Source organism: Streptomyces melanogenes (genome assembly GCF_014649795.1).
GTDB classification, from domain to species: domain Bacteria; phylum Actinomycetota; class Actinomycetes; order Streptomycetales; family Streptomycetaceae; genus Streptomyces; species Streptomyces noboritoensis.
In genome coordinates this window covers 96,686-116,838 of the sequence record NZ_BMTS01000021.1, presented here as the reverse complement: position 1 = coordinate 116,838, position 20,153 = coordinate 96,686, and the positions used below count along the sequence as shown (strand labels likewise).

The following is a 20,153-nucleotide window of genomic DNA, read 5'->3' as shown; positions in this document are numbered from 1 at the left end:
GACTGGCGTATCGCCGACCTGATCCGGCACGCCACCACCTGCGGCACGCCCGCCCCGGGCGTCATCTGCCCGGACGACGGATCGGAGCGCGACGGCTGCACCACTTATGGCCAACAGCCCCACCGCGCCCCAGGCGCAGCCGGCCGCAGCAGACGCGGCTACCGTGGAGATAAGGAGATGACCATGGAGGCAAACACCACGGCCCTGCTGCTCGACCTGGCTGCCCAGGCCCAGAGCGCGGGCGCCCCGGACACGCTGCACGCGTTGCTGCACGCGGGCCACCGGGCCTGGTGCGCGGGCCTCGCCGATGTCCAAACCGGTGTTGCCCGGGAGAGCGCACCCCTGTCCGACGCCGAGCTGGCCCGGCGGTGCGCCGCCGCAGGCGCAGGGTGGGAGGCGGACATGACCCGCGACGAGGCGCTCTCCGCGCTCGCGTTCGCGATCTGGGATGCCACTCCGGCCGCCATCGCCTACACGGACCTCGAAGAGCGCGCCGCGCTCCATGGGGTCAGTCTCGTCGGCGAGGAAACTCTGTAACTGGCCTCGCGCTGAGCTGGACACGAAACCACCACCTTTGGCATTATCGAACTTGTCGCGCTCGACCGGGCGCCGGCACCACCCGATCCATGCCAAAGGGGCTCAGATGTCTCCCGCCGAGCGGCTCGTGGACACCGCGCAGATCGTGTCCGAGTTCGGCACGAGCAAGTCCCGGATCAGCGAATGGAGCAACAACCCGGACAGCGGATTCCCCGCGGTCGCGCACATCGAGGGCCGCAAGAAGTTCTGGCGCCACCACGAGGTCGCCGCGTTCTTCGCCCAGCGCGCCCCGAAGAAGCGCACCCTGCCCGCTGCGGTCCTCGAGGCCGACCAGGACGAGCTGCTGACCAAGCGCGAGGTGGCCGCGCTCCTGGGCTACACCCGCACCTCCACCATCGACGCCTACTTCCGCGACCGGCCCGGCTACTTCCCCGAGCCCGACGAAGACATCGACACCCCGATGTGGCGCCGCGGCACGATCGTCGCCTGGGCCACCAGCCGCCCGGGCAAGGGCCGGCGCGGCCCCGTCCCCGCCGCCGCCCTGCCCGACGTGCCCGTCGAAGGAGACCCCGACGAACTGCTCGGCACGGCCGAAGTCGCCAGCCTCCTCGGCTACGGCAGCGCCGCCTCCTTCTCCAGCGCCCTCTCCCAGGGGCGCATCCCCCAGCTGCCGGAGCCGGACACCCTGCAGCGGGAGGAAGGCCGACGCGGCGGGGCCCGCAAGAAGTGGCGCAGGTCCACCGTCCTGGCAGCTGCCCGCGAACGCGGCGTCCTGCCGCCGGCCGATCAGGACGAGAACGAGGACCTGGTCGGCGCCGCCGAAGCTGCCCGCATCCTCGGCTACAGCGACGCCGACAGTCTGTTCAGCGCGCTCGCCCACGGGCTCCTGCCCGACCTCGAGCAGCCCGACGGATTCGAGTACCGGCGCGGCAGCGCAGGCCGCCCGCGCCAGCAGCGCTGGAGGCGCACCCGCCTCGAGGAACTTGCCGAGCGCCGCTCCTCGGCATCCTGACCGCACCACCCCCACCCCGTGCCCCGGCACGGGATACCGTAAGACCGCGGCCTCTGGTTTAAGGGAACGACGAACTCCCGGCGGGCCAGAGACCGCACGATGGCCGGTACGGAGCGGCTAGCCACCACTCCCCCGCGAAGCCGCACGGCTTCGCGGAACCGGCCATCGCTACGGATCCCCTGCCACTGCTGCCTCAGCCACTCCGCGAAGTACGTCCTGAGCGGGTTGCGTGAGGCTCCTGCCCAGAGGCCGCGGGCAACCCCGCAGGGTTGATCGGAGGCAGCAGGCCGTTGCCGGGCCACAGGCGAGATCCTGCTTCCGCCCAGGCCAAATGCCGGCCAACCACGGCGAGGACCTCGATCCGCTCGGCGGGCCCGTATGCCCGATGTTCCCCGGACGTGGGGTCGACGGCGCGGATCTCGCTGTGGGGGCCGGCGCACACCAGGGCGCGGGCGATGTCTGGCAGCCCCAGGCTGAGGGCGTCGCAGTCGCGGTCACGGACAAGCCGCAGCAGATCTTGGATGGCTGCCTCCCAGTCTCCGACCTCAGGCCAGCGAGCGCCTCCGCCGAGTTCGTGGGTGAGCGTGGACAGCGGCACGATCTCTCCCGGCTGACGGCCGTGGACGAGGCGGTCGTGGATGCGGGCGCCGTCGGGCTGCCGAACGCACGGGTGCAGCAGGGAGGATGCGGCCACGACACTGGTGTTGATCTCCTGGGCGTCGGGCGGGTAGTAGGGCTCGTGCGCGAAGAGCAGGTAGACGTCCACGGCGGGGAGTGCCGGGCCGGGTTCGGGCTGGTTCATGGGGAGGGTTCCCTTCTGCAGCGGCGGGTTCGGTACACGACGGGCTGCCGGATCGGTCGTGGGCCGGGGACCCGGTGGATTCGGGCCCAGGGGCCGGCCGGGGTCGCAGACCTGGTTCGCGCCGGCTGCGCCGTGCTGTGCGGTGTACCCGGGGGTCTGGGCGACCTGGTGGGCGAGTTCGAGCATCAGTCGTTCGAGGGCGATGAGGTCGGCTGAGGCGGAGCAGGTGTCCCGGGTCTGGAGCAGGCCTGCGGCGTCCCACAGCAAGCTCTGGCCGGCCTCGGCCGAGCGGTGCAGCTCGTAGCGGTGGCTGCCAGCGGCGGCCTGGAGGAGAAGGGTCTGCAGGACGGTGAGGCGCTGGAGGTAGCGGCAGGCGATGTCGCCTTCGACGATGCGGACGTGTTCGCGGGCCTGGGTATCCAGCCAGTCCGGGAGGTGCTCGGCGAGCAGCGGGGCAAGGAGCATCGCTGGCAGGGCGACGTCGAGGGGGACTTCGTGACGAATGGCGACCAATCCGGCGAGCAGGCTGATGAGGGCGATGGCGGCAGCGGCGAACCGCAGCGATCCGGGAGGGGTGCCCACGGCGATGCGCTGGGCGGGGCGCCGGGTCAGCCAGCGTGGGGCCAGTCGCTGCAGGCGCCTGGCGGCCGGGGTGAGCACGCCGATCTGGCAGGGGATCTCAGGCGGGGTGCCATCGCCGGGGACGGTCCAGGCGAGCCATCCCCAGAGGGTGTGTTCGTGGACGAGGACGAGCTCGCAGGCGGCCGAGCAGGTGTGGTCGCGGACGTGGCCGGTCCGCACGGCGCGGGAGCGTTCCTTCTCCCACCGCCCAGGATCACGGGCGAAGGGGTGCTCGCGTTGCGCGGTCGCAGTCGGCGGCGGGGTGTGGGGTCTGTTCGTCACGAGGTGCTTCCTTCCAGGTGGTGGTCTGTCAGGGCCAAGGCGCACGTGGTGCAGCGGCCGTCGCCGTCTGGGTGGGCGCGGCGGGGTGTGGGGCCCTGGCAGGTGCGGCAGAGCGGCCAGCCGAGACAGGCTGGGCAGAGGTCCTCGCCGGGGGCGGTTCCGGGAACGCCGCAGCCGGCGCATTCGACGAGGGCCCGGTAGGCCAGGGCCTCGCTCACCGTGCGCGCGGCGGCGGGGCCGCTCATCGGCTCCGGCGGGTCATCCCACAGAGGCTGGTCGTGGTCGGCCGCGCTGGCGGGCGGTGGGTAGGCCTGGGCGGCGCGCAGGCGGGCGGCGATGATTGCTCCGACCGTGTTCCGTACCGGGTGCGGCAGGGGCCGGTCGGCAATGACGTGCCGCAGTTGCTGAGCGGTCCAGCCGGCCTTCAGCATCACGGTCACGACGCGGCCTTGATCGGTCAGCGCCTGCCCGGTCAGCAGCAGCTCGGGGCGGGCCGCGCCGAGGTCGAGCAGCAGCTGGACCCCTGGGGGCATCTCATCCGCCGCGGACGCGGCCGACGGGGGTACCGGTGTGGCCGGTTGGTTGGTCCGTCCCGGTGTTCGCGTCCCTTCGCTGCGGCACGGACGGAGGGGTCTGGTGTTCTGCTTGGTGGTCTTCTTTCTGTTGGTTTTCTTAGTGGACCGATCAGCCAACGTAGGGTCATCCACTGGTGGAAAACCCGATTCTGGTTGTGACCTGCTGCTTTGCAGAGCGGGCAGGTCGGTGATGAAATACGCCGCCGCGCCGAGCGTGCCGCTGGGGCCGCGCTCGCGTTGCCGCACCAGGAAGCCGTGCCTCTCCAGCTCCTTCAGCCCGCTCTTGACAGCTGAGTCACCGTCGCGGCCACGGCGGGCGAGGTCGGCGACCGTTAGCTGCCAGCCGTTCCTGTGCGTGCTGACGTACCCGAAGATCCCCTTCGCCTTGTAGGAGAGCCGGGAGTCGCGGAAGAGCCCGTTGGCGATCTGGGTGAACTGGTCAGCCGCCATCACACCTCGGCGGATCCCCGCCGGGAGGCCGCCGGGGTGCTCGGCCTCGGTGGCCGCGGCCGCCGCGTCGGCCTCGGCCAGCGCGAGATCCAAGCAGGCCGGGCGGTCGGTAATGCAGTAGGCGATCTCGCCCAGGGTGCCGTCCGGGCGGCGCAGACGTTCACGGATCAGGTAGCCGTGTGCCTCGAGTTCCTGCAGGCCGGTGCGTACCGCTTCCCGTCCGTCCGGGCCCAGGCGAGTGAGGTCGGCGACCGTTAGCTGCCAGCCGTTCCTGTGCGTGCTGACGTACCCGAAGATCCCCTTCGCCTTGTAGGAGAGCCGGGAGTCGCGGAAGAGCCCGTTGGCGATCTGGGTGAACTGGTCAGCCGCCATCACGCCCCGGCGGACGCCTGCTCCGAAGCGGCTCACCGCCGTACCTCCCAAGCGGGCCGCGTGCGGTGGCCAGGGCAGCGCACGCGGCCCGCCGGGGTGGGGCGGCCGCCGGGCCTGGGGGCGCGGGCGTGCGTGTGTTCCATGTCGTCAGCTCACCCGCCGGCCCCGACCATGCTGGCGGCCACGAGCCCCGACCATCGGTCACGATCGGGCAACGTAGCCGTCTAGCTGCCGTGGTCGGGCTCATGGTCGGGCCGACCGTGCGCCTTCGGCCCAGGCGCTCAGCCGTTGCGCAGCCACGCTGCGCAACCCCGGACGGGCGTCGTGCAGTCGGGCTGCGCAGCCAGCCGAGGATTCTGCGCAGCCGAGCTCTGCGGATGCGCAGTCCGCCCCTGTTGTTCCTGTTCTTCTCTTGCGCAGGTTCGGGTGGCCCGGTGCGCAGGCTCCTGGCGGGGCTCGGTCGGCTTCCGTCCGCGCATCGGTATTCGGGTCTGGTGGCCGAGCGGCATGTGGTCGCACAGCGGTCGCGCGTCCGGGGAACGTGCACCGGACACCATGGCCTGTCGCCAGCTCGCGGCTGCCCCATGGTCGGGCCGACCATGACCCCGACCATGGGCTTCGTGTCGCCATCGTGACCATGGTCGGGGGTCCGTGGTCGGTGGTCGGGTCGGGGTCGCCGGGTTTCCTCAAGGTCAGCAACATTCGTTCTGACCTGGGAGTTTGACCATGTCTCCTGGCAAGCAGGCCTCACAGAGCGAGGCCGCTGCGCCGATGGCGGCCGGCGCCCGGCTAGAGGCGATGCGCCGCCGCGTCCGCTTCTCACGCGTGGCGGTCTGGACCGCCATCGCGGCCGGCCCCATCGCCCTGGGCGTCGCCGTCGCCTCCATCCCGGCCACGGTCGAGGCAGCCCCCGCGGCCAAGTCCACTGCCGTGCGCACCGCGGCGGCCGCCATCGACCCGGGCGGCTATGCGCAGGTGTTCGTGAGCGCCTGGTTGCGCAGCAGTGCGGACGACGAGACGAGTGCGCAGGCGCGCCTCGTGCAGTCGATGGCGCCCGACGTCGATCTGCCCAACCCGGCGGTTGATGCGCAGTCGGCGCCCCAGTCCGTATCGGCGGTGCGCAGTGCGCAGCGCGCGGACGGTGCGTGGGCGGTGACGGTGGCTGCGCAGTTGCCCAACGGGTCGGTGCGGTACTACGCCGTGCCGGTGGCGTCGGACCGTACGGGCTCTTCGTTCACGGTGACAGGTGCGCCCGGCGTGGTGGCCGGCCCGGCGCGGGCCGAGCTGCCGAAGTCCTCGTCGTACGCCATGACCGTCCCCGAGGGGCATCTGTCGTCCGCCGTCGGGGAGTTCCTCACCGCCTACCTGACGGGAGCCGGCGAGGTCGACCGCTACCTCGCTCCCGGCGTGAAGCTCACCGCCGTCACCCCTCCCCCGTACACGTCGGTCTCCGTAAAGCAGGTGTTGGCCGTCGAGGAGGCTGCGGCTGCGGAACAGGTGGCGGCAGACGACACGACGGTGCGTGTTCTGGTCCGGGTGGAAGCCCGGGACGCGGCCGGCCGGTGGCCGCTGGCGTACGGGCTCACGCTCAAGGCCCGATCAACCAGGTGGGAAGTTGCCGCGCTGGAGTCCGGGGCTGCCCAGGACGGGGGTGCCCGATGAACACCGTGCACGGCCTGGTGCTCGCCGGGCAGCTGGACGACCTCGGCAACTCGTGGATCACCATGTTCCAGCAATGGGCGACCAAGGGCCTGCAGGCCGGGCTGATCTGCCTCGTCGTCGTCATCATGATCCAGCGGTTCAGCCTCAAGGCGGGGATCGGTGCTCTGCTGCTGATGGTGATCGCGCTTGGTCTGTACAACGCGCGCAACGACCTGGCGAACATGTTCACCGATGAGGTGAAGAACCCGTCCAAGGGCGCGCCGGCCGTTCCCGGGGTCGTCCAGTCCGAACTCCCCGTCTCCCGTGACCACTCGCCGGGTTTCGGAGGTTGGCTGTGACCGCGGCAGCCGTCCGGGTGGGCCGCTTCTACACCGCCGCCCGCCGCCATCCGTGGGTACTGGGCAAGGTCGCCGACTGGAAGATCCCGCTCGGCCCGTACACGCCCGCGCAGATCGCTGTCGCCGTCGGCGGCGGCTTCCTCCTGGTCAAGACCATCGGCTGGTGGTCGTGGATGGGGCCCATCCCTCTGATCGGGTTGGTCCTGGTCATCTGGATGGTGCGCCGACCGAAGATCCGGGGCCGCGCGCCGATGCAGGCCGCTTTGGGCTGGGTGCTGCTCGGCTGGCAGCCCCGAGGCGGGCGGATCGGCGGGCGGGCCGCCCGCGACCGCGCTCCCCGCCTGCTTCTCGCCGGCTTCACCGTCGAGGCCGCGCCCGGCCTCGCAGCGCAGACCGCACCCTCCCCTGCGGGTCAGCGTCGTCCGGCCCAGGCGCCACACCGGCGCCCGGCCGCAGAGCGCTCGTTTGCACCCCGCCGCACACAGCCCGCTGCTCTCGCCGTAGCAGCGGGGCCGGCGTCGGGTGTGCAGCAGCTGCTCGCGCTCGTCCAGCAAGGGGGTGCGCAGTGAGGGTTCCGATCCGCCACATCGCCGGGCACCTGGTGTGGTCGACGCAGGGCAGTGTGTGGGCGATCTACCGCCTTCACCCGGGCCCGGACGCCCAGGGACGTCGTGAGGAGACCGTCCAGGGCACCTACGTGCCCGCCGCCGTCCGCGACGAGCAACTGGCAAAGATCACCCACTTGGTGCGCTCGCTGTCCGGGGCTCCGCGCCTGTACGGCATCTGCGCCCAGGTCGACCCGGGCGAGATCGCCCTGCGCATGATCGAGGGCATCGAGCCGGCCGAGCCGGTACCGGGTGAAGACCGGCACCCATGGGTGGAGAACGTCGAGGCCACGCTGGATCTGCTGGACGACCAGGAGATGCACCGCCGCACCCTGTGGCTGGCCGTACCCCTGCAGACCGAAACACGCGGCCTGCAGATGTCGGCGTCGCTCGGCGCGGCGTGGGCAGAGGTCGCTCCGGTGCTGGGCATGCGCCCGGCGCCGGTGACCCGGCGCGAAGTGAGCGCGTACTGCGAGCAGGCCTCGCGGGTCGAGGCGGCGCTCGCCGGCGGCATCGCATTCCGCCCGGCCCGCCCGGCGGAGATCGTGTGGATGATCCAGCACGCTCTCCACCGAGGCCTTGCCGAACCGCTGCTGGCGGAGGCAGAGACCAGTGAGCTGTACGGCGGGCAGCTGCGTGACGGAGTGCTGCGCTCCCCCAGCTACGCCGACCTCGGGCAGGTCCGCCTGCAGGAAGGCGGCATCGACCCCGAGCTCGATGACGTCGACGAGCTCAAGAGCGCGGGCCGTCTCACGCGGTCGGGCCGCAAGGCCTGGTGGCGAGTGAACACCGGCTCGCCGCTCGGGCGGCGCTGGCTGCAGGTCGAGTGCGAGACAGGGGTGGGCTACCAGGCGCAGTTGGCGCTGGCCGAGTGCCCGCCCACGGTCAGCCAGGACGCCGCGGACCTCTTCGCCCAGCTGGAGATGCTCGACTTCCCGGTCGACTACACAGTCGACCTGACCTTGGTGCCTGCGGAGAAGGCCCGCGATCAGGTCCGGCGCAAGAAGAACGAGCTGATCGACCAAGCCGACCAGTACGACGCCCGCCCCACCGGCATGCCTGCCTCCTTGACCGAGGCCGCCCGAGACCTGGGCGAGCTCGACACTCGCCTGTCCCGCACCTCGGTCGAGGTGGAGGTGCAGTCGGTCACCGTGCTGACGGTGTGGGGGCCGACCGCCGCCGTGTGCGACGCCCGGGCCCGCGCCCTGGCCGCGCTGCTCGGCGGCGCCGACTATCGGGCCGTGCGCCCCGCCGGCCTGCAGGAGGCCCTGTTCACGCTGGGCCTGCCCGGCACCGTACGGCCCGGTGTCGTACGGGAGTTCACCCAGCACCAGGTCTCAGAAGACTGGGCGCTAGGCGGGGCCTTCACCGCTGCGGAGGTCGGTGATCCCAACGGGGTGTTCCTCGGCATCGACCTGGATTGCGGTACCACCCGCCCCGTCATGATCAACGTGGCGGATGCGCCCAAGGTCGACGCCTCCGCCTCGATGGGCATCGTCGGCGATCTCGGCGCGGGCAAGTCCGTGCTGCAGAAGCTGATCGCCGAGGCGGTGTGGGCGCGCGGCGGCTGCGCGATCTGCATCGACCGCACCCCCGTGCGTGAATGGGCCGTCTTCGCCCGCACCGCCACCGGCGGCCGTGCCCAGATCATCGACGCCGCCCAAGCCGAGGTGTCCATCGACCCGCTGCGAATCTTCGGCGGGCCCGAAGGCCGCCACTACGCCCTGTCCTACCTCACCCTCCAACTCGGCATCGGCCCCATGAGCACCAGCGGTGAAGTCCTGCACCACGCCGTGGAACAGGCCGCCGCCAGCGACACCCCCTGCATGCAGCAGGTCGTGGACGTCCTGGAACAGATGGCCACGAGCGGGACCGGCAAGCGGCAGGACGCGGCCGCCACCCTCGCCGGGCTGATCCGCGTCGTCGCCACCAACCCGCTCGCGCGGATGGTCTTCGACCCGACGCTGCCGCCCGTACGGCTGGACGCCTCGAGCACCACCGACATGATCGTGATCACCACGGCCGGTCTGACGCTGCCCCCCAAAGCGGCGTTCGACAAGCCCGAGGTGCTGCACCAGCAGCCGCTGGAGGCACTGATCGGCCGCGCGGTGCTCTACCTGATCGCCGCCCTCGCCCGCCAGACCGCCTTCGCGGACCCTGATCGGTTCACCGCGGTGGTGCTGGACGAGCTGTACTGGCTCACCTCCTCCGCCGAAGGCACGGCCCTGGTCCACGAGATCCTCCACGACGGCCGCAAACACGGCGCCGGCCTGCTCGGCGCCTCCCACGACGCCCTCGAACTCGGACCCGACCGCGGCCTGATGGCCTACCGGGCTCTCGCCCGCACCGCGGATCGCGAACGGGCCCGCCGGGGCCTGGAGTTCGTCGGCCTCGACCCGACCGACGGCGAACTGCTGCGGCTGGTGACCACCGGCCTGTCCCCCGTCGGCCAGAAGGGCCGGGAGGGCGAGTTCCTGCTGACCTGCCCGCGGCAGAACACCGGCCGCATCAAGGTCTCCATCCCCCGCATCCCGCGCATCGCCGCCTCCATCACCACCACACCAGGACGCCGCACGGGCGCTGCCCCGCCCTCCGTGCCGCAGCCGCTCGCCGGTGAAGCCGTGCAGACCCGTCAAAGGGAACACGTCTGATGACTACTTCTTCCTGGGACTACTCGCGGCGCGTAGCCGCCGCGAGCGTCCTGACCGTGATCGTCGTCGTGGTTGCCGCGGTCGTGCTCGCCCTGGGGGCGGGCGTGCCGGACGCGTGGTGGCCGCACACCGGATGGGCCTTTGCCGCTGACGCTGCGCACCCCTGCACCCAGATCGTGGGCCCGGCCAAGGCGTCCTGTGAGCGCGGCGCCGCGAGCTCCGCCTCCGGCCAGCATGACGCGGCCGGCGGGGTCTGGAGGCTGCTGCCGGCCAGTGCAGGCCTGGGTGCTCTCGTGGTGTGGCGGCTGCGCGGCACCGTTAGGCAAAGGCGGCGCTGACGTGTTCCGTCCCGATCGCGCGGCTCTGCGTTCCGCTGGTTTCGTCGTCCTGCTCACCGGCGCGTTTCTCCTGGTGAACACCCAAGTCGTATACGCCGCCAGCAGCAACGGCGAGACCGGCGACCTGCTGGCCCCGCTGAACATCGCCTCCTCCGAGGGAGTACCCATCGACGGGTACGACCTGAACGCCTCCGGCGGCTCCATCGTCGCCTTCAAGAGTCAGGCCCTCTCCTTCGCCCTGTCCGGCCTGTTCACCCTGATCCGGCTGCTGGTAGGCCTGGCCGGGTGGGCGGTCGAGATGGCCTTCCGCTTTCCGCTACTCATGATCCTTTCCCACCCCGCACAGAAGGCAGCTGACACCTACAACCAGGTCGTCGTCGACACACTCGGTTTGAAAGGGCTCTTGCTGGCCTGGGCGTTCGTCTTCGCCGCCTTCATGCTGGTGCGCGGACGGGTCGGCCGGGGACTGGGTGAAATCTTCCTCACCCTGCTGATCGGGGCGATCGCTGCCTCGGCACTCATCCGCCCGGACACCCTGCTCGCCCAGTCCGGGCCCCTGGGGCAGGCCCAGCAGGTCGGCACGGAAGTGGCGCAGCAGAGCATGGCCGCCTACGACTGGGGTGGCAAACTCGCCAGCCGCGGCCCCTGCGATGCCATGGCCGGCAACGCCGAACGCACGTGCCTCGCCCAGCCGGGCCACCAGTCCACCGCAGCAGCGGCGGTAGCCCGCCCGCTGCAGGACTCGCTCACCAACGCGCTGATCGTCAAGCCGTACATGCTGCTGCAGTACGGGCGCATCCTCGACCCGGGCAAAGCCGCCGACCGCCAGGCCTACGCCGTGCACCTGAAGTGGGTCAGCGGCGGCTACAAGCCCAAAGACGATGTGCCGGGCGGGCCGTGCAGCCTGATCAAGGGCCCGGCCAAGCAGTACTGCCTGGCCGGACAAGGCGGCGCAGCCCCCAGCGCCGACGCCTTGCCGTCCCTCACCGCAGCGGGTGACCTGCTGGATTCACCGCACCCGGTCCTGGGCGAAGACGACCAGGAATTCGCGGCGTTCCTCGCCGATCTGAAGAAGGCCGGGCCGGTCGGCAGGGCCTGCGCGGCTTACGCGGAAAAGCCCACCTGGTGGCGGGTGGGCGGCGCCGGACTGCTGCTGGTTGCCGCACTGTTCGTCTGCGGCATGCTGCTCTCCAGTGCGGTCGTGCTGCTCGGCACTCAGGGCATCTGCGCGGCCGCAGCGGCCGTCGGCGGCGTCACGTTCGTTGCCGCCATGCTGCCAGGACCCCCGCGGCAGAGCGTCTGGAAGTGGCTCTCCCTGTGGGGCATCGCGGTCCTGGCCGTCGTCGGCATCTGTGCGTTCATCCCGTTCTTCGGGATCGCCGTCGATGCCACCGTCACCAATGGCCCGGACCTGATGGTGGAGCGGATCCTGCTCATCGATGTCCTGGCCATGGCCGGTGCAGCCGGGCACCGCCGCTTGCTCGCGTCCATCTCCTCCTTCGGGCGCCGGATGGCGATGCGGATGCGCTACGCCAAGATCGGCGGCACCCACCTGCCCGGCGACACCTCCGAACTCGGTGCCGCGCTCGCCATGAACTCCCCGGCAGCGCTGGGCGGTTACGGCGGCGGGCTGCGCCTGTTCACCGGCACCGGCGGCCGGTACGGGATGCTCGGCACCCGCCAGCGCCTGCTGGGTGCGCTGGGCTCCCTGGCCGACGGTACGGGGATGCCGGTGGACACCAGCGCCGTGCTGGCCGATGCCAGTGCCGAAGCCGGACGCGGACTCGCCCCCCTCACCGCGGCCGCCGCCATCGGCGGGCTGGGCGCGCGGCTCGGCGTCAGGGGCGGGCACTGGCTGCTGATCGGACGCAGGCCGGACAAGGAGCAGCTGGCCAAGTGGCGCAAACCCACCGCAGACGGGGACACGAACAGTGGCGGACCGTCGGGTGGCGGGAGCGATGGTTCTGGCGGCACCGGTCCGCGTAGGCCAGGTGGGCCACCGGACCGCTACCGCGACGCCGACGGCCAGATCATCGACCGCAACAGCGACAAGGTGCTGCACGACCAGCACACCGACCGCACCCTGCTCTCCACCCGGGCCCACAACCGGCTCATCCGCTACCGCGGATACCGCATCCTGCACCGTGGCGGGCGGACCGCGTACGGGGCCACCGTCGGGCTCCCGGCCAACGTCCGCCGCACCCGCGCGGGCGACACCGCTGCCTCCCGCTACACCCAGGACGCCCGCCAGCAAGTGCGGGTGTGGGGCAACACCGTGCGCGAGGACGGCCGCGCCTGGCACGACACCGCACGGCACGCCTCCACTGTCGTGCGGGAGAACACCGACCGCGGCGGCCCCGGCCCGTTCCCCAGCCGCCGCCTGCCCACCGCAGGCACATCGACCGTCACCCCCCGCCCGGTAACCCCGGCGCGGCCAGCGCCCTCCGGCCGTCCGGCAGGGCATCCAGCCCCCGCCGGACGAACAACCCAAGCAGCGGGTGCCCCTTCTACAACCGCGCCCCCGGCACAGCCGTCACGCCCGGACAGTCTTGGGCCCCGCTCTCGCCCCGATCTCCACCAGGCCGTCCTTCCCGGCGGCGGGAACGCCCGCAACCAGGCGCGCCAAGAAGCACGGGCCCGGATGCAGGAGCTGATGCGCAGGACCGCACCCGAAGCCGAACGCCTGCGCCAGCAACAGGCCCGCCGACGGAACAAGGGCGGTGAGCAGGAGTGACACATTCTGGACGCCGCGTCCGGCGGTGGGGATGCCTGGTGGCGCTGCTGATGTTCGCCGCAGTGTGCTGTGCCGTACCGACGGGACACGCGCTCAGCGCCTACGTCGCGCTGAGGACGGGTGCGCAGGACGACGGCGGGATCACCGAAGGGGGCAGCGCCGCCGACATCCCTCCCCGGATGCTGACCGCCTACAAGACGGCCGTCCAGCAGGTCGGGAAGGACGCGCCGAAGTGTCAGGGCATGCGCTGGCCCGTCCTCGCCGGGATCGCCAAGATCGAGTCCAACCACGCCATCGGCCGGACCATCGCCGACAACGGCGACATCCGCCCGAAGATCTACGGGGTACTCCTCAACGGCTCCGGCCAGGGCGGCAACACCACCCCCGTTCCCGATACCGATGGCGGCAGGTGGGATGGCACCGCAGGCGGCGAGCGCGCCGTCGGGCCCTTCCAGTTCCTGCCCTCCACCTGGGAGTCGACAGGCAAGGACGCCAATGACGACGGGACGGCCGATCCGCACAACGCAGACGACGCCGCCCTCGGTGCCGCGCTCTATCTGTGTGGCGACGGGCGCGATCTCACGCAGCGTTCACAACTCCAAGCGGCAATCTTGCAGTACAACCACTCGACCGCGTACGTGGCGGAGGTGCTGGGCTGGATCGAGCAGTACACGGCGGCCGCCACCGGACCGGCGACGAACCACTTGACCGGCACGGTCCGCACCGTCATCGAGGCCGCACTCGCCCAGAAGGGGGTGCCGTACTCCTGGGGCGGCGGCGATGCTGGCGGCCCCACCTACGGGATCTGCTGCACCCCCAGTGGCAAGAGCGGCACCAGCATCAAGGGCTTCGACTGTTCCGGGCTCACCATGTATGCCTATGCCAGGGCCGGGGTGCGCCTGCCGCGAACCGCAGCCGAGCAGGCCGGGGTGGGCAAGCGGATCTCCGTAAGCCTGGGCACCAGCGCTCTGCGCCCCGGGGACCTGGTCTTCTACGCCTTCGCTCCCGGCCGCGACGCGACGATCTACCACGTCGGGATCTATGTGGGCGGCGGGCAGATGGTCAACGCCGCCCGCCCCGGGACCGTGGTGCGCCTCGACGCCGTCACCGCCATGTCCGGCTACGCGGGAGGTGCCCGGCTGCTGTGACCACCACACCGCGTTCCCCTCGTCTGCTGGTGCTGAGCACAGCCCTGCTCGCCGTCGCCGGCGTCGCCCTCCTCGGCCTTCCTCAGGGTCAGCAGCCACTGGCACCGGCGGCATCCCCGGCTGCTTCCGCCACCACAGATCCGTCACCTCATGCCTCTTCTCCGACCGCTGACGCGCCGGCCCGCGGTGCGCCGGCTTCGACGCCCACCCCGTTGACACCGGCGGCCGATGAGTCCGCACTGCCGCCGCACGGCGAAGGCACCGCCGGCGACACGGCCGTCCAACGGGCGTTGGAGGCCGCGTGGCCCTCCGATCTTCCCGACGGCGACGCACGCGAACTGCTGGCCGCAGGACGCGACCTCCTGCGCGCCGACGCCACCGGGATCGGCCGCGCGCATTGGCCCGCGCTTTTCCCCGCCTCGCAGGGCCTCGCGCCAGCGTTCGCCACCTCCCGATTCCGGATCCAGGCTGTGATCGCCCGTCGCGATGGCAGCCCGGACAAGGCGGTAGTGCACCTGGTGTGGGCCGGCACCGACCGCGGCGGCACCTTCACCGACGGCCGCATTACCGACTGGCACTTCGCCCGTAGCACCACACAGAAGGAGGCGTCCACGTGGACTCCGCAGCCCCGTTCGTGACCGGGCAGAGCTCCGCATCGGCATCCGGGCAGTTGCTCGGCCTCGTCCTCGGCATCGTTCACGCCGTCGGCTGGGTGATCACCTACTGGTGGGCGGCGGCTCTGGCCGCCGTCGCGGTCTGGGCCGGGGGCGAGGCAGTGGTACGCCGCCTGGCACGGAAGGCCTCGGCCGAACGCATGGCACTGGAGCTCGTACCGTCGCGGCACTTCGACCCTGGTCTGGAGGAGATCTTCCGCCGGGGTGTTCAGCTCGCCCGGGCCTCGACGAGCATGCCGTGGTGGGCGCCGCGCCGGTCGAAGGCGGTGCAGGTCAGACTGCGCGCCGACGGCTCCAGCCCGCTGCGCTACCGCATCGAAGGACCGGCAGGCGGCGAGCGCCTGTTGTCGATCACGCCGTTCGGCCCGGCCGTCACCGTGAACCGGGCTCGTCCCCTCGCCGACAAGCCCCGCACCCACGTGGTGCGGGCGGAGTTCATCCTCCGGGGCAAGCCGACCGCACCCCTGCGTGAGGTCCCGTTGGACCCGGACCCTTTGCAGCCGCTGGTCGACGCCGTCTCGGACCTGAGGGCCGAGCTGGGGGATCTCGCCGAGATCCGGCTCGACATCCAACGCGCCCCCAAGTGGGAACTGCGGGCGCGCCGTCTGCAGCTGATGAGCAACGCACGTCGCGCGGAGCGACAAGAGGCCCAGCGCGCCGCCCGGTGGGTACGGCAGGACGCCACCGGCATCGAGGACTCGCTTACCTGGCAACTGCAGCAACTGGCAACCGGCAAGGGCGGAGGCGGACGCCGACTGGTCATGCCGCCCGTCCCACGCCGGGTGGACCCGCAGGAGGCACTGGGCAAACTCGCCGAGGACGACCACCTGGTACGGGTGCAGCTGCTGGTGATGTGCGCGTCGAACACCGAGGGCCGCGCCCAGGCCAGGCTCGCGCAACTCCAGGCCGCCCTGGATGTATTCGGCGGCGGTTCGCGCTGGGCGATGCGAGGCTGGCGGGTAGGCCCCTGGCGGATCGGGGCGGACCGCTGGCCCAGCCGCCGCGGCTTCGAACGCCGCTGGACTCTGGGGCAATGCCAGCCACCCCGTCCGAACTGGGCCCGCCTGGAAGAGCTGACCGGCCTGCTCAAGCCGCCCACGGCACACTGCCGTCTGCCCCTGCTTGCCAGCGACCTGCCGACGTTCACGCACGGGGATCCCGAGCTGTTGCTGCAGGGGATCTACCGCAGCCCGGACGGCCGCCGACGCCTGGTCGCCACCTACGCCAAAGAGACGCTGTTCGAGGTCGGGGTGGGCAAGGCGGGCGGCGGCAAGACCGAGCGCGCCCTCGCCCAGGCGATCGGCTGGGCGCATGCCGGCGGCGGGCTGATGTTCGTCGACCCGCACCGCGACTCGTGGCCGCGTGCCCTGCCGTTCCTCGCCCACGACCACCTGATGGAACGGATCGCGCTCATCGACCTCAACGCCCACGGGCCTACTCCGCAGCTCAGTTGCTGGAACCCGATCGGCATGCACCAGGGCCAGGTCGCGCACGAAGTCGTCGAGGCAACCACCGACGCCTACGCCTCCGTCCTCGGCTGGGACGACGCCACCGCACCCCGCGCGCTGACCATCTTCACCGCGGCGCTTGCGGTGCTGGTGGCCGTCAACGAGGCCGCCTGCCAGACCGGGCGGCCACAAGACCAGGCCACGGTCTTTCACCTGCGGCCTTTGCTGACCGACCCGGTCTTTCGTACGACGGCGCTCACCGCGGTCGAGACACGCCTGGACGAGGAGACCCGCTCGTGGTGGCGGACAGTGTTCCCGACGCTGCCCACCGACGCGTTCGCCGTCGTCCTCAACCCGATCGCCCGCCTCGCTGCCAACCCCGTCACCCGGGCCTTCCTCGGACAGCCCGCCGGCGCCTACAACATCCGGGCCGCGATGGACTCACGGATGATCGTGTGGGTGTGCCCGGGCGGCAACGGGCCCACCGACCGGCTGATCACCGCGCTGCTGGCCCGGGACCTGCTGCGGGCCGTCCGCTCGCGCCGCGACACCCCCGAAGAGCAGCGGGTGCCGTTCCGTCCCTACTTCGACGAACTGATCACCCTCACCGGCGCGGCCCCCGAGACGATCGCCGAGATGTTCGAGGACTTCCGCAAATACCGTGTTCACGTCCACGGGATGACCCAGCTGCTGGGCCGCCTTCCCATGCCGGTGAAGCTGTCGCTGGTGCAAAACGCCTCGAGCTTGGCGTCGACCGCTGGCTCGCAGTCCGCCATCGCCCCGATCACCGCGGAGTGGGGCGACCGCCCCGGCCCGGACGTCGTGGCCGCCCTGGACCGCTTCGATCACTACATGTCGCTGACCGTGGAGGGCCGCCGTGTCGGTCCCGTCCGGATCACCGGCCCCCACCTCGACGAGGTGTTCGCCGACTACGCCCGCCCAGGCCAGGCCGCGGCACTGGAGCGCGCCGCCCGAGCCACGGCAGGCGCCGCCCCGCTGGGCCAGCTCACCGACCGGGCTGAAAACCAGCTCACCCGCGTCAGCAACTTCCTCACCCAGCACTCCTCCACCACGTCAGCCGTCCATCTACAGAAGAAGGGCTACAAGTGACCACCGCCTTCGAGACCAGGCCCTCCGCCCATACGCCCAGCCCGGTCGAACCGCTGCCGCATCAGCTCCTGGCCGTGCTCGGCCAGCACCGGATGGCCACCACGCATCAGCTCCACGAACTGCTGCGGCCCGGCACAGCACGGCAGACCGTCTCCGCGCCGCTGAACAAACTGCGCCGCGACGGCCTCGTGGACTACACCGTGCTGCCGCAGTCCAACCGGTCCCGCGCCTGGTACCTGACGAGCGAAGGTGCCCGGCTGACCCGGGACTTCCCCGCCCTGCGCGGCCGTCCCGCGTACCCGATCAGCTCAACCACAGCGGCCTCCCTCAAGACGCCGCACACCCTGACCGTGGTCCGCACTCACCTCGCGTTCGTCGCCGACGCACGCCAGCGGGGCGACGAGCACGGCCACCTGGACTGGACACCGGAGGTCGCCCACCCCCTCAGCGACGGCGAGCGGGTCATCGCGGACGCGGTCATGCACTACACCCTCGTCGAGGGTGATGAGCGCACCAAGCTGCGGGCGTTCGTCGAGGTCGACCGGGCGACCATGGGCAGCGAACGGCTCGCCTCCAAGCTGATCGAGTACGCGCGGCTGTGGTCGTACGAGCCGCAGCCCGTCGGCCGGCCCCGCTCACGGCAGCCAGCCGCTCTCGGGGCGGTATGGCTGCGCTGGTACCCCGTGTTCCCAAGGGTGTTGTTCGTGCTGACCGGCGCCTCCCGGTACGTCCTGGACCACCGGATCAGTGACCTGCAGGCCATGGTCGCCCAGCACCCGTTCGTGGGCACGCTGGCCCGGCAGGTGCCGATGGGCGCCGCAGTCCTGGACGACCTCGAAGAGCGGGGGCCCACGAGTGAGGTCTGGGTGCCACTGACGGGCGGTGGTTCGCGGCCGTGGACCGAGCTGTGACACCCATCGTCGGCGTCACCAGCCCGAAGAACCGACGCGTCGGTATCTCGTTCGTGCGCACAGCGGACGTGCACGGTCGATTCGACCCGGCACCAGCAAAAAACACAGAGCTACAAATCGACATCCAATGGCGAAAGTGACCAGATACGTCCCGAGTTGTACAAGGGGACTCCAATATCAAGCTGGGAATGGGGCTGGCATATGCGTAATCTTGCGGTCACGCAAACGGACCGCCTTGGCTGGAACGGGCCGCGGTTGCAGGCCAACGGATGCCGGAGGCCGGCTGCATCGGCCTATCGAACCGCGTCGCACGGGGAGTCAACGTGACAGCTGCACGACCACGTTCATCGGGCCTCAACAGCGCTGCGGTTCGCGCCCGGAAGCACGTAACCGCTCTGCTCGTTGCCGGCGCCCTGCTGGCGCTGGCCAGCTGTAGCGACAGCGACTCGGACGCGCCGTCGTCGAAGCCCAGCACTACTTCGGCTGCTGTCTCACCGTCCGTCAGCGCCACTGCCGGCACTGAGGACGCCGCTGCCCTTGCGGCATACACCAGTTCCTGGGACGCGCAGGTCGAGGCCTACAGCAAGGCCTCCGAAGCGGGCACCGACCTGAAGAAGAACACCACCTTGCGAGCCCTGTTCGATATCGAGCATGACCTCGAGGTCATGCGAAAGGCCGGGCAGGTGACCACGGGGAAGCCGGTGATCAGTCCAAAGGTCGTGAAGGTGACCGACGGCAAGATCCCCACGGCCACAGTGACGGACTGCATCGACACAACGCACTGGATCCTGACCGACAAGGCCTCGCAGAAGCCGGTCCCGCTGCCCACGACGCGGCTCATCAAATACGTCAGCACCGCAACGCTTGAAAAGTGGGGGAAGACGTGGATGGTCACGAAGTTGACCGCTCAAGAGCAATCCTGCTGATCCGGCGCCTCGCCGCACTCACTGGCGCCCTCACCCTGGCCTCGGCCGGTGTCGCGCACGCCAGCGATGATCCTGACGTCGGTGCCGGTAAGTGCCAGGTCATCAAGTTCTGCGTCGACGTCAGCGTCGGTGACGAAACCGGCGGCAGCGGCGGGCAGGCGGGTGGCTCGCAAGGCAGTGGCGACAGCGGCGGCAGCAAAGTCGAGTGCAAGTACCAGAAGGTCGACCCGAAGCCTCCGGCCGCATGGCCGGGGTGGAAGGGCGCCGACCCCACGAAGAACGACGTGTACTTCTACGGGTGCACGGACGGCGGCCAGGACAACCCGGACGGCTTCGTTGTCGTGCCCCTGGGGCAGCCTCCGGCGCCGCAGGTCGATCCCCGGGTGCTGGCTCAGCGCGCGGTCGACTCCATGACCCTGCTCGGTCCGGACATCGCCAGCCCGCGCGCGGCCGGGAAATACACCGTGGGCGTCCCGATGTGGATGTGGGTCAACCAACGCGCCACGACCTACGGACCGAACACCGCCTCGGCCTCGGCGGGCGGTATCACCGTCACCGCGACCGCGAAGGTGTCAAAGATCGTGTGGGCGATGGGCGACGGCGCCTCCGTGACCTGCAACGGCCCCGGCACGCCCTACGCCTCCTCCCAGGACATGGCCCAGTCCCCCACCTGCGGACACCTGTACTCCAAGACCTCGGCCAGTGCGCAACGCGGCAAGTTCCCGGTGACCGCGACCTCGACGTGGACGATCAACTGGCAGGGCGGCGGACAGGCCGGCCAGCTCACCGAGGTCCGGCAGAGCAACGTGCAGGTGGCGGTCGGCGAAGTACAGGTCGTCAGGTAACGCAGCCGGAAGGACAGAACGGTGAGCAAGACCCAAGAACGTGCAGATACCGCCCGCTCGAACGGAGTCCCCCAGCAGGGACGGGCTGCCGGGCCGGTGGCCCCGCCCCGGG

General features: G+C 71.1%; 16 protein-coding genes. 14 read left to right on the top strand and 2 right to left on the bottom strand.

What is annotated here, in order from left to right; translation table 11 throughout:
• Positions 1-183: 183 nt before the first annotated feature.
• Together IE252_RS34040 and IE252_RS34035 are read left to right on the top strand one after the other, a co-directional pair.
• A complete protein-coding gene (locus tag IE252_RS34040; RefSeq protein WP_190093312.1) occupies positions 184-537 on the top strand; it encodes a hypothetical protein in 354 nt (117 codons plus the stop codon).
• A gap of 106 nt (positions 538-643) precedes the next feature.
• The gene (locus IE252_RS34035; RefSeq protein ID WP_190093311.1) at positions 644-1,549 is read left to right on the top strand and encodes a helix-turn-helix transcriptional regulator; all 906 of its coding nucleotides are present in this window, start codon (positions 644-646) and stop codon (positions 1,547-1,549) included.
• A 193-nt stretch (positions 1,550-1,742) separates the two neighbouring features.
• Here IE252_RS34035 and IE252_RS43515 read toward each other — a convergent pair whose 3' ends face one another.
• Together IE252_RS43515 and IE252_RS34025 are read right to left on the bottom strand one after the other, a co-directional pair.
• Positions 1,743-3,254 (bottom strand): hypothetical protein, encoded by a 1,512-nt coding sequence (locus IE252_RS43515; RefSeq protein WP_229848962.1) that lies wholly within the window; start codon positions 3,252-3,254, stop codon positions 1,743-1,745.
• Complete coding sequence (locus IE252_RS34025; RefSeq protein ID WP_373298662.1) at positions 3,251-4,651, bottom strand: hypothetical protein; 1,401 nt, start codon at positions 4,649-4,651, stop codon at positions 3,251-3,253. Before IE252_RS34025 ends, IE252_RS43515 begins: the two co-directional genes overlap by 4 nt.
• Positions 4,652-5,377: 726 nt before the next feature.
• Here IE252_RS34025 and IE252_RS34020 point away from each other — a divergent pair.
• The 12 genes from IE252_RS34020 (at position 5,378) to IE252_RS33965 (ending at position 20,041) form a co-directional block, all read left to right on the top strand.
• Positions 5,378-6,313, top strand: a complete 936-nt coding sequence (locus tag IE252_RS34020; RefSeq protein WP_190093309.1) for a conjugal transfer protein — start codon at positions 5,378-5,380, stop codon at positions 6,311-6,313.
• The gene (locus IE252_RS34015) at positions 6,310-6,651 is read left to right on the top strand and encodes a hypothetical protein (RefSeq protein ID WP_190093308.1); all 342 of its coding nucleotides are present in this window, start codon (positions 6,310-6,312) and stop codon (positions 6,649-6,651) included. The genes IE252_RS34020 and IE252_RS34015 overlap by 4 nt, the downstream gene beginning before the upstream one ends.
• Positions 6,648-7,220 carry a hypothetical protein gene (locus tag IE252_RS34010; protein ID WP_190093307.1) on the top strand — a complete coding sequence of 191 codons (573 nt, stop codon included), beginning with the start codon at positions 6,648-6,650 and terminating at the stop codon, positions 7,218-7,220. Before IE252_RS34015 ends, IE252_RS34010 begins: the two co-directional genes overlap by 4 nt.
• On the top strand, positions 7,217-9,907 hold the full coding sequence (locus tag IE252_RS34005; RefSeq protein WP_190093306.1) for an ATP-binding protein: 2,691 nt from the start codon (positions 7,217-7,219) through the stop codon (positions 9,905-9,907). Before IE252_RS34010 ends, IE252_RS34005 begins: the two co-directional genes overlap by 4 nt.
• On the top strand, positions 9,907-10,245 hold the full coding sequence (locus IE252_RS34000) for a hypothetical protein (protein ID WP_190093305.1): 339 nt from the start codon (positions 9,907-9,909) through the stop codon (positions 10,243-10,245). Before IE252_RS34005 ends, IE252_RS34000 begins: the two co-directional genes overlap by 1 nt.
• Before the next feature lies 1 nt (position 10,246).
• Positions 10,247-12,979 carry a hypothetical protein gene (locus IE252_RS33995; protein ID WP_190093304.1) on the top strand — a complete coding sequence of 911 codons (2,733 nt, stop codon included), beginning with the start codon at positions 10,247-10,249 and terminating at the stop codon, positions 12,977-12,979.
• Between the two features lie 38 nt (positions 12,980-13,017).
• Positions 13,018-14,127 (top strand): C40 family peptidase, encoded by a 1,110-nt coding sequence (locus IE252_RS33990; RefSeq protein ID WP_229848961.1) that lies wholly within the window; start codon positions 13,018-13,020, stop codon positions 14,125-14,127.
• Positions 14,124-14,765: a hypothetical protein gene (locus tag IE252_RS33985; protein ID WP_190093303.1), complete on the top strand. Its 642-nt coding sequence runs from the start codon at positions 14,124-14,126 to the stop codon at positions 14,763-14,765. The genes IE252_RS33990 and IE252_RS33985 overlap by 4 nt, the downstream gene beginning before the upstream one ends.
• Positions 14,741-17,359 (top strand): ATP/GTP-binding protein, encoded by a 2,619-nt coding sequence (locus IE252_RS33980; protein ID WP_190093302.1) that lies wholly within the window; start codon positions 14,741-14,743, stop codon positions 17,357-17,359. The genes IE252_RS33985 and IE252_RS33980 overlap by 25 nt, the downstream gene beginning before the upstream one ends.
• Positions 17,356-18,270, top strand: coding sequence for a replication-relaxation family protein (locus IE252_RS33975; protein WP_190093301.1), 915 nt, complete (start codon positions 17,356-17,358; stop codon positions 18,268-18,270). The genes IE252_RS33980 and IE252_RS33975 overlap by 4 nt, the downstream gene beginning before the upstream one ends.
• Positions 18,271-18,593: 323 nt before the next feature.
• Entirely contained in the window at positions 18,594-19,196 is a 603-nt protein-coding gene (locus IE252_RS33970) for a hypothetical protein (RefSeq protein WP_190093300.1), read from the top strand.
• Complete coding sequence (locus IE252_RS33965; RefSeq protein WP_190093299.1) at positions 19,154-20,041, top strand: ATP/GTP-binding protein; 888 nt, start codon at positions 19,154-19,156, stop codon at positions 20,039-20,041. Before IE252_RS33970 ends, IE252_RS33965 begins: the two co-directional genes overlap by 43 nt.
• The last annotated feature ends 112 nt before the right edge of the window (positions 20,042-20,153 follow it).

Excerpts from the sequence above, each read along its gene's own strand:
- IE252_RS34040 (WP_190093312.1), top strand. The coding sequence starts at position 184 with ATGGAGGCAAACACCACGGCCCTGCTGCTCGACCTGGCTGCCCAGGCC.
- IE252_RS34035 (WP_190093311.1), top strand. The coding sequence starts at position 644 with ATGTCTCCCGCCGAGCGGCTCGTGGACACCGCGCAGATCGTGTCCGAG.
- IE252_RS34025 (WP_373298662.1), bottom strand. The coding sequence starts at position 4,651 with ATGGCGGCTGACCAGTTCACCCAGATCGCCAACGGGCTCTTCCGCGAC.
- IE252_RS34020 (WP_190093309.1), top strand. The coding sequence starts at position 5,378 with ATGTCTCCTGGCAAGCAGGCCTCACAGAGCGAGGCCGCTGCGCCGATG.
- IE252_RS34015 (WP_190093308.1), top strand. The coding sequence starts at position 6,310 with ATGAACACCGTGCACGGCCTGGTGCTCGCCGGGCAGCTGGACGACCTC.
- IE252_RS34000 (WP_190093305.1), top strand. The coding sequence starts at position 9,907 with ATGACTACTTCTTCCTGGGACTACTCGCGGCGCGTAGCCGCCGCGAGC.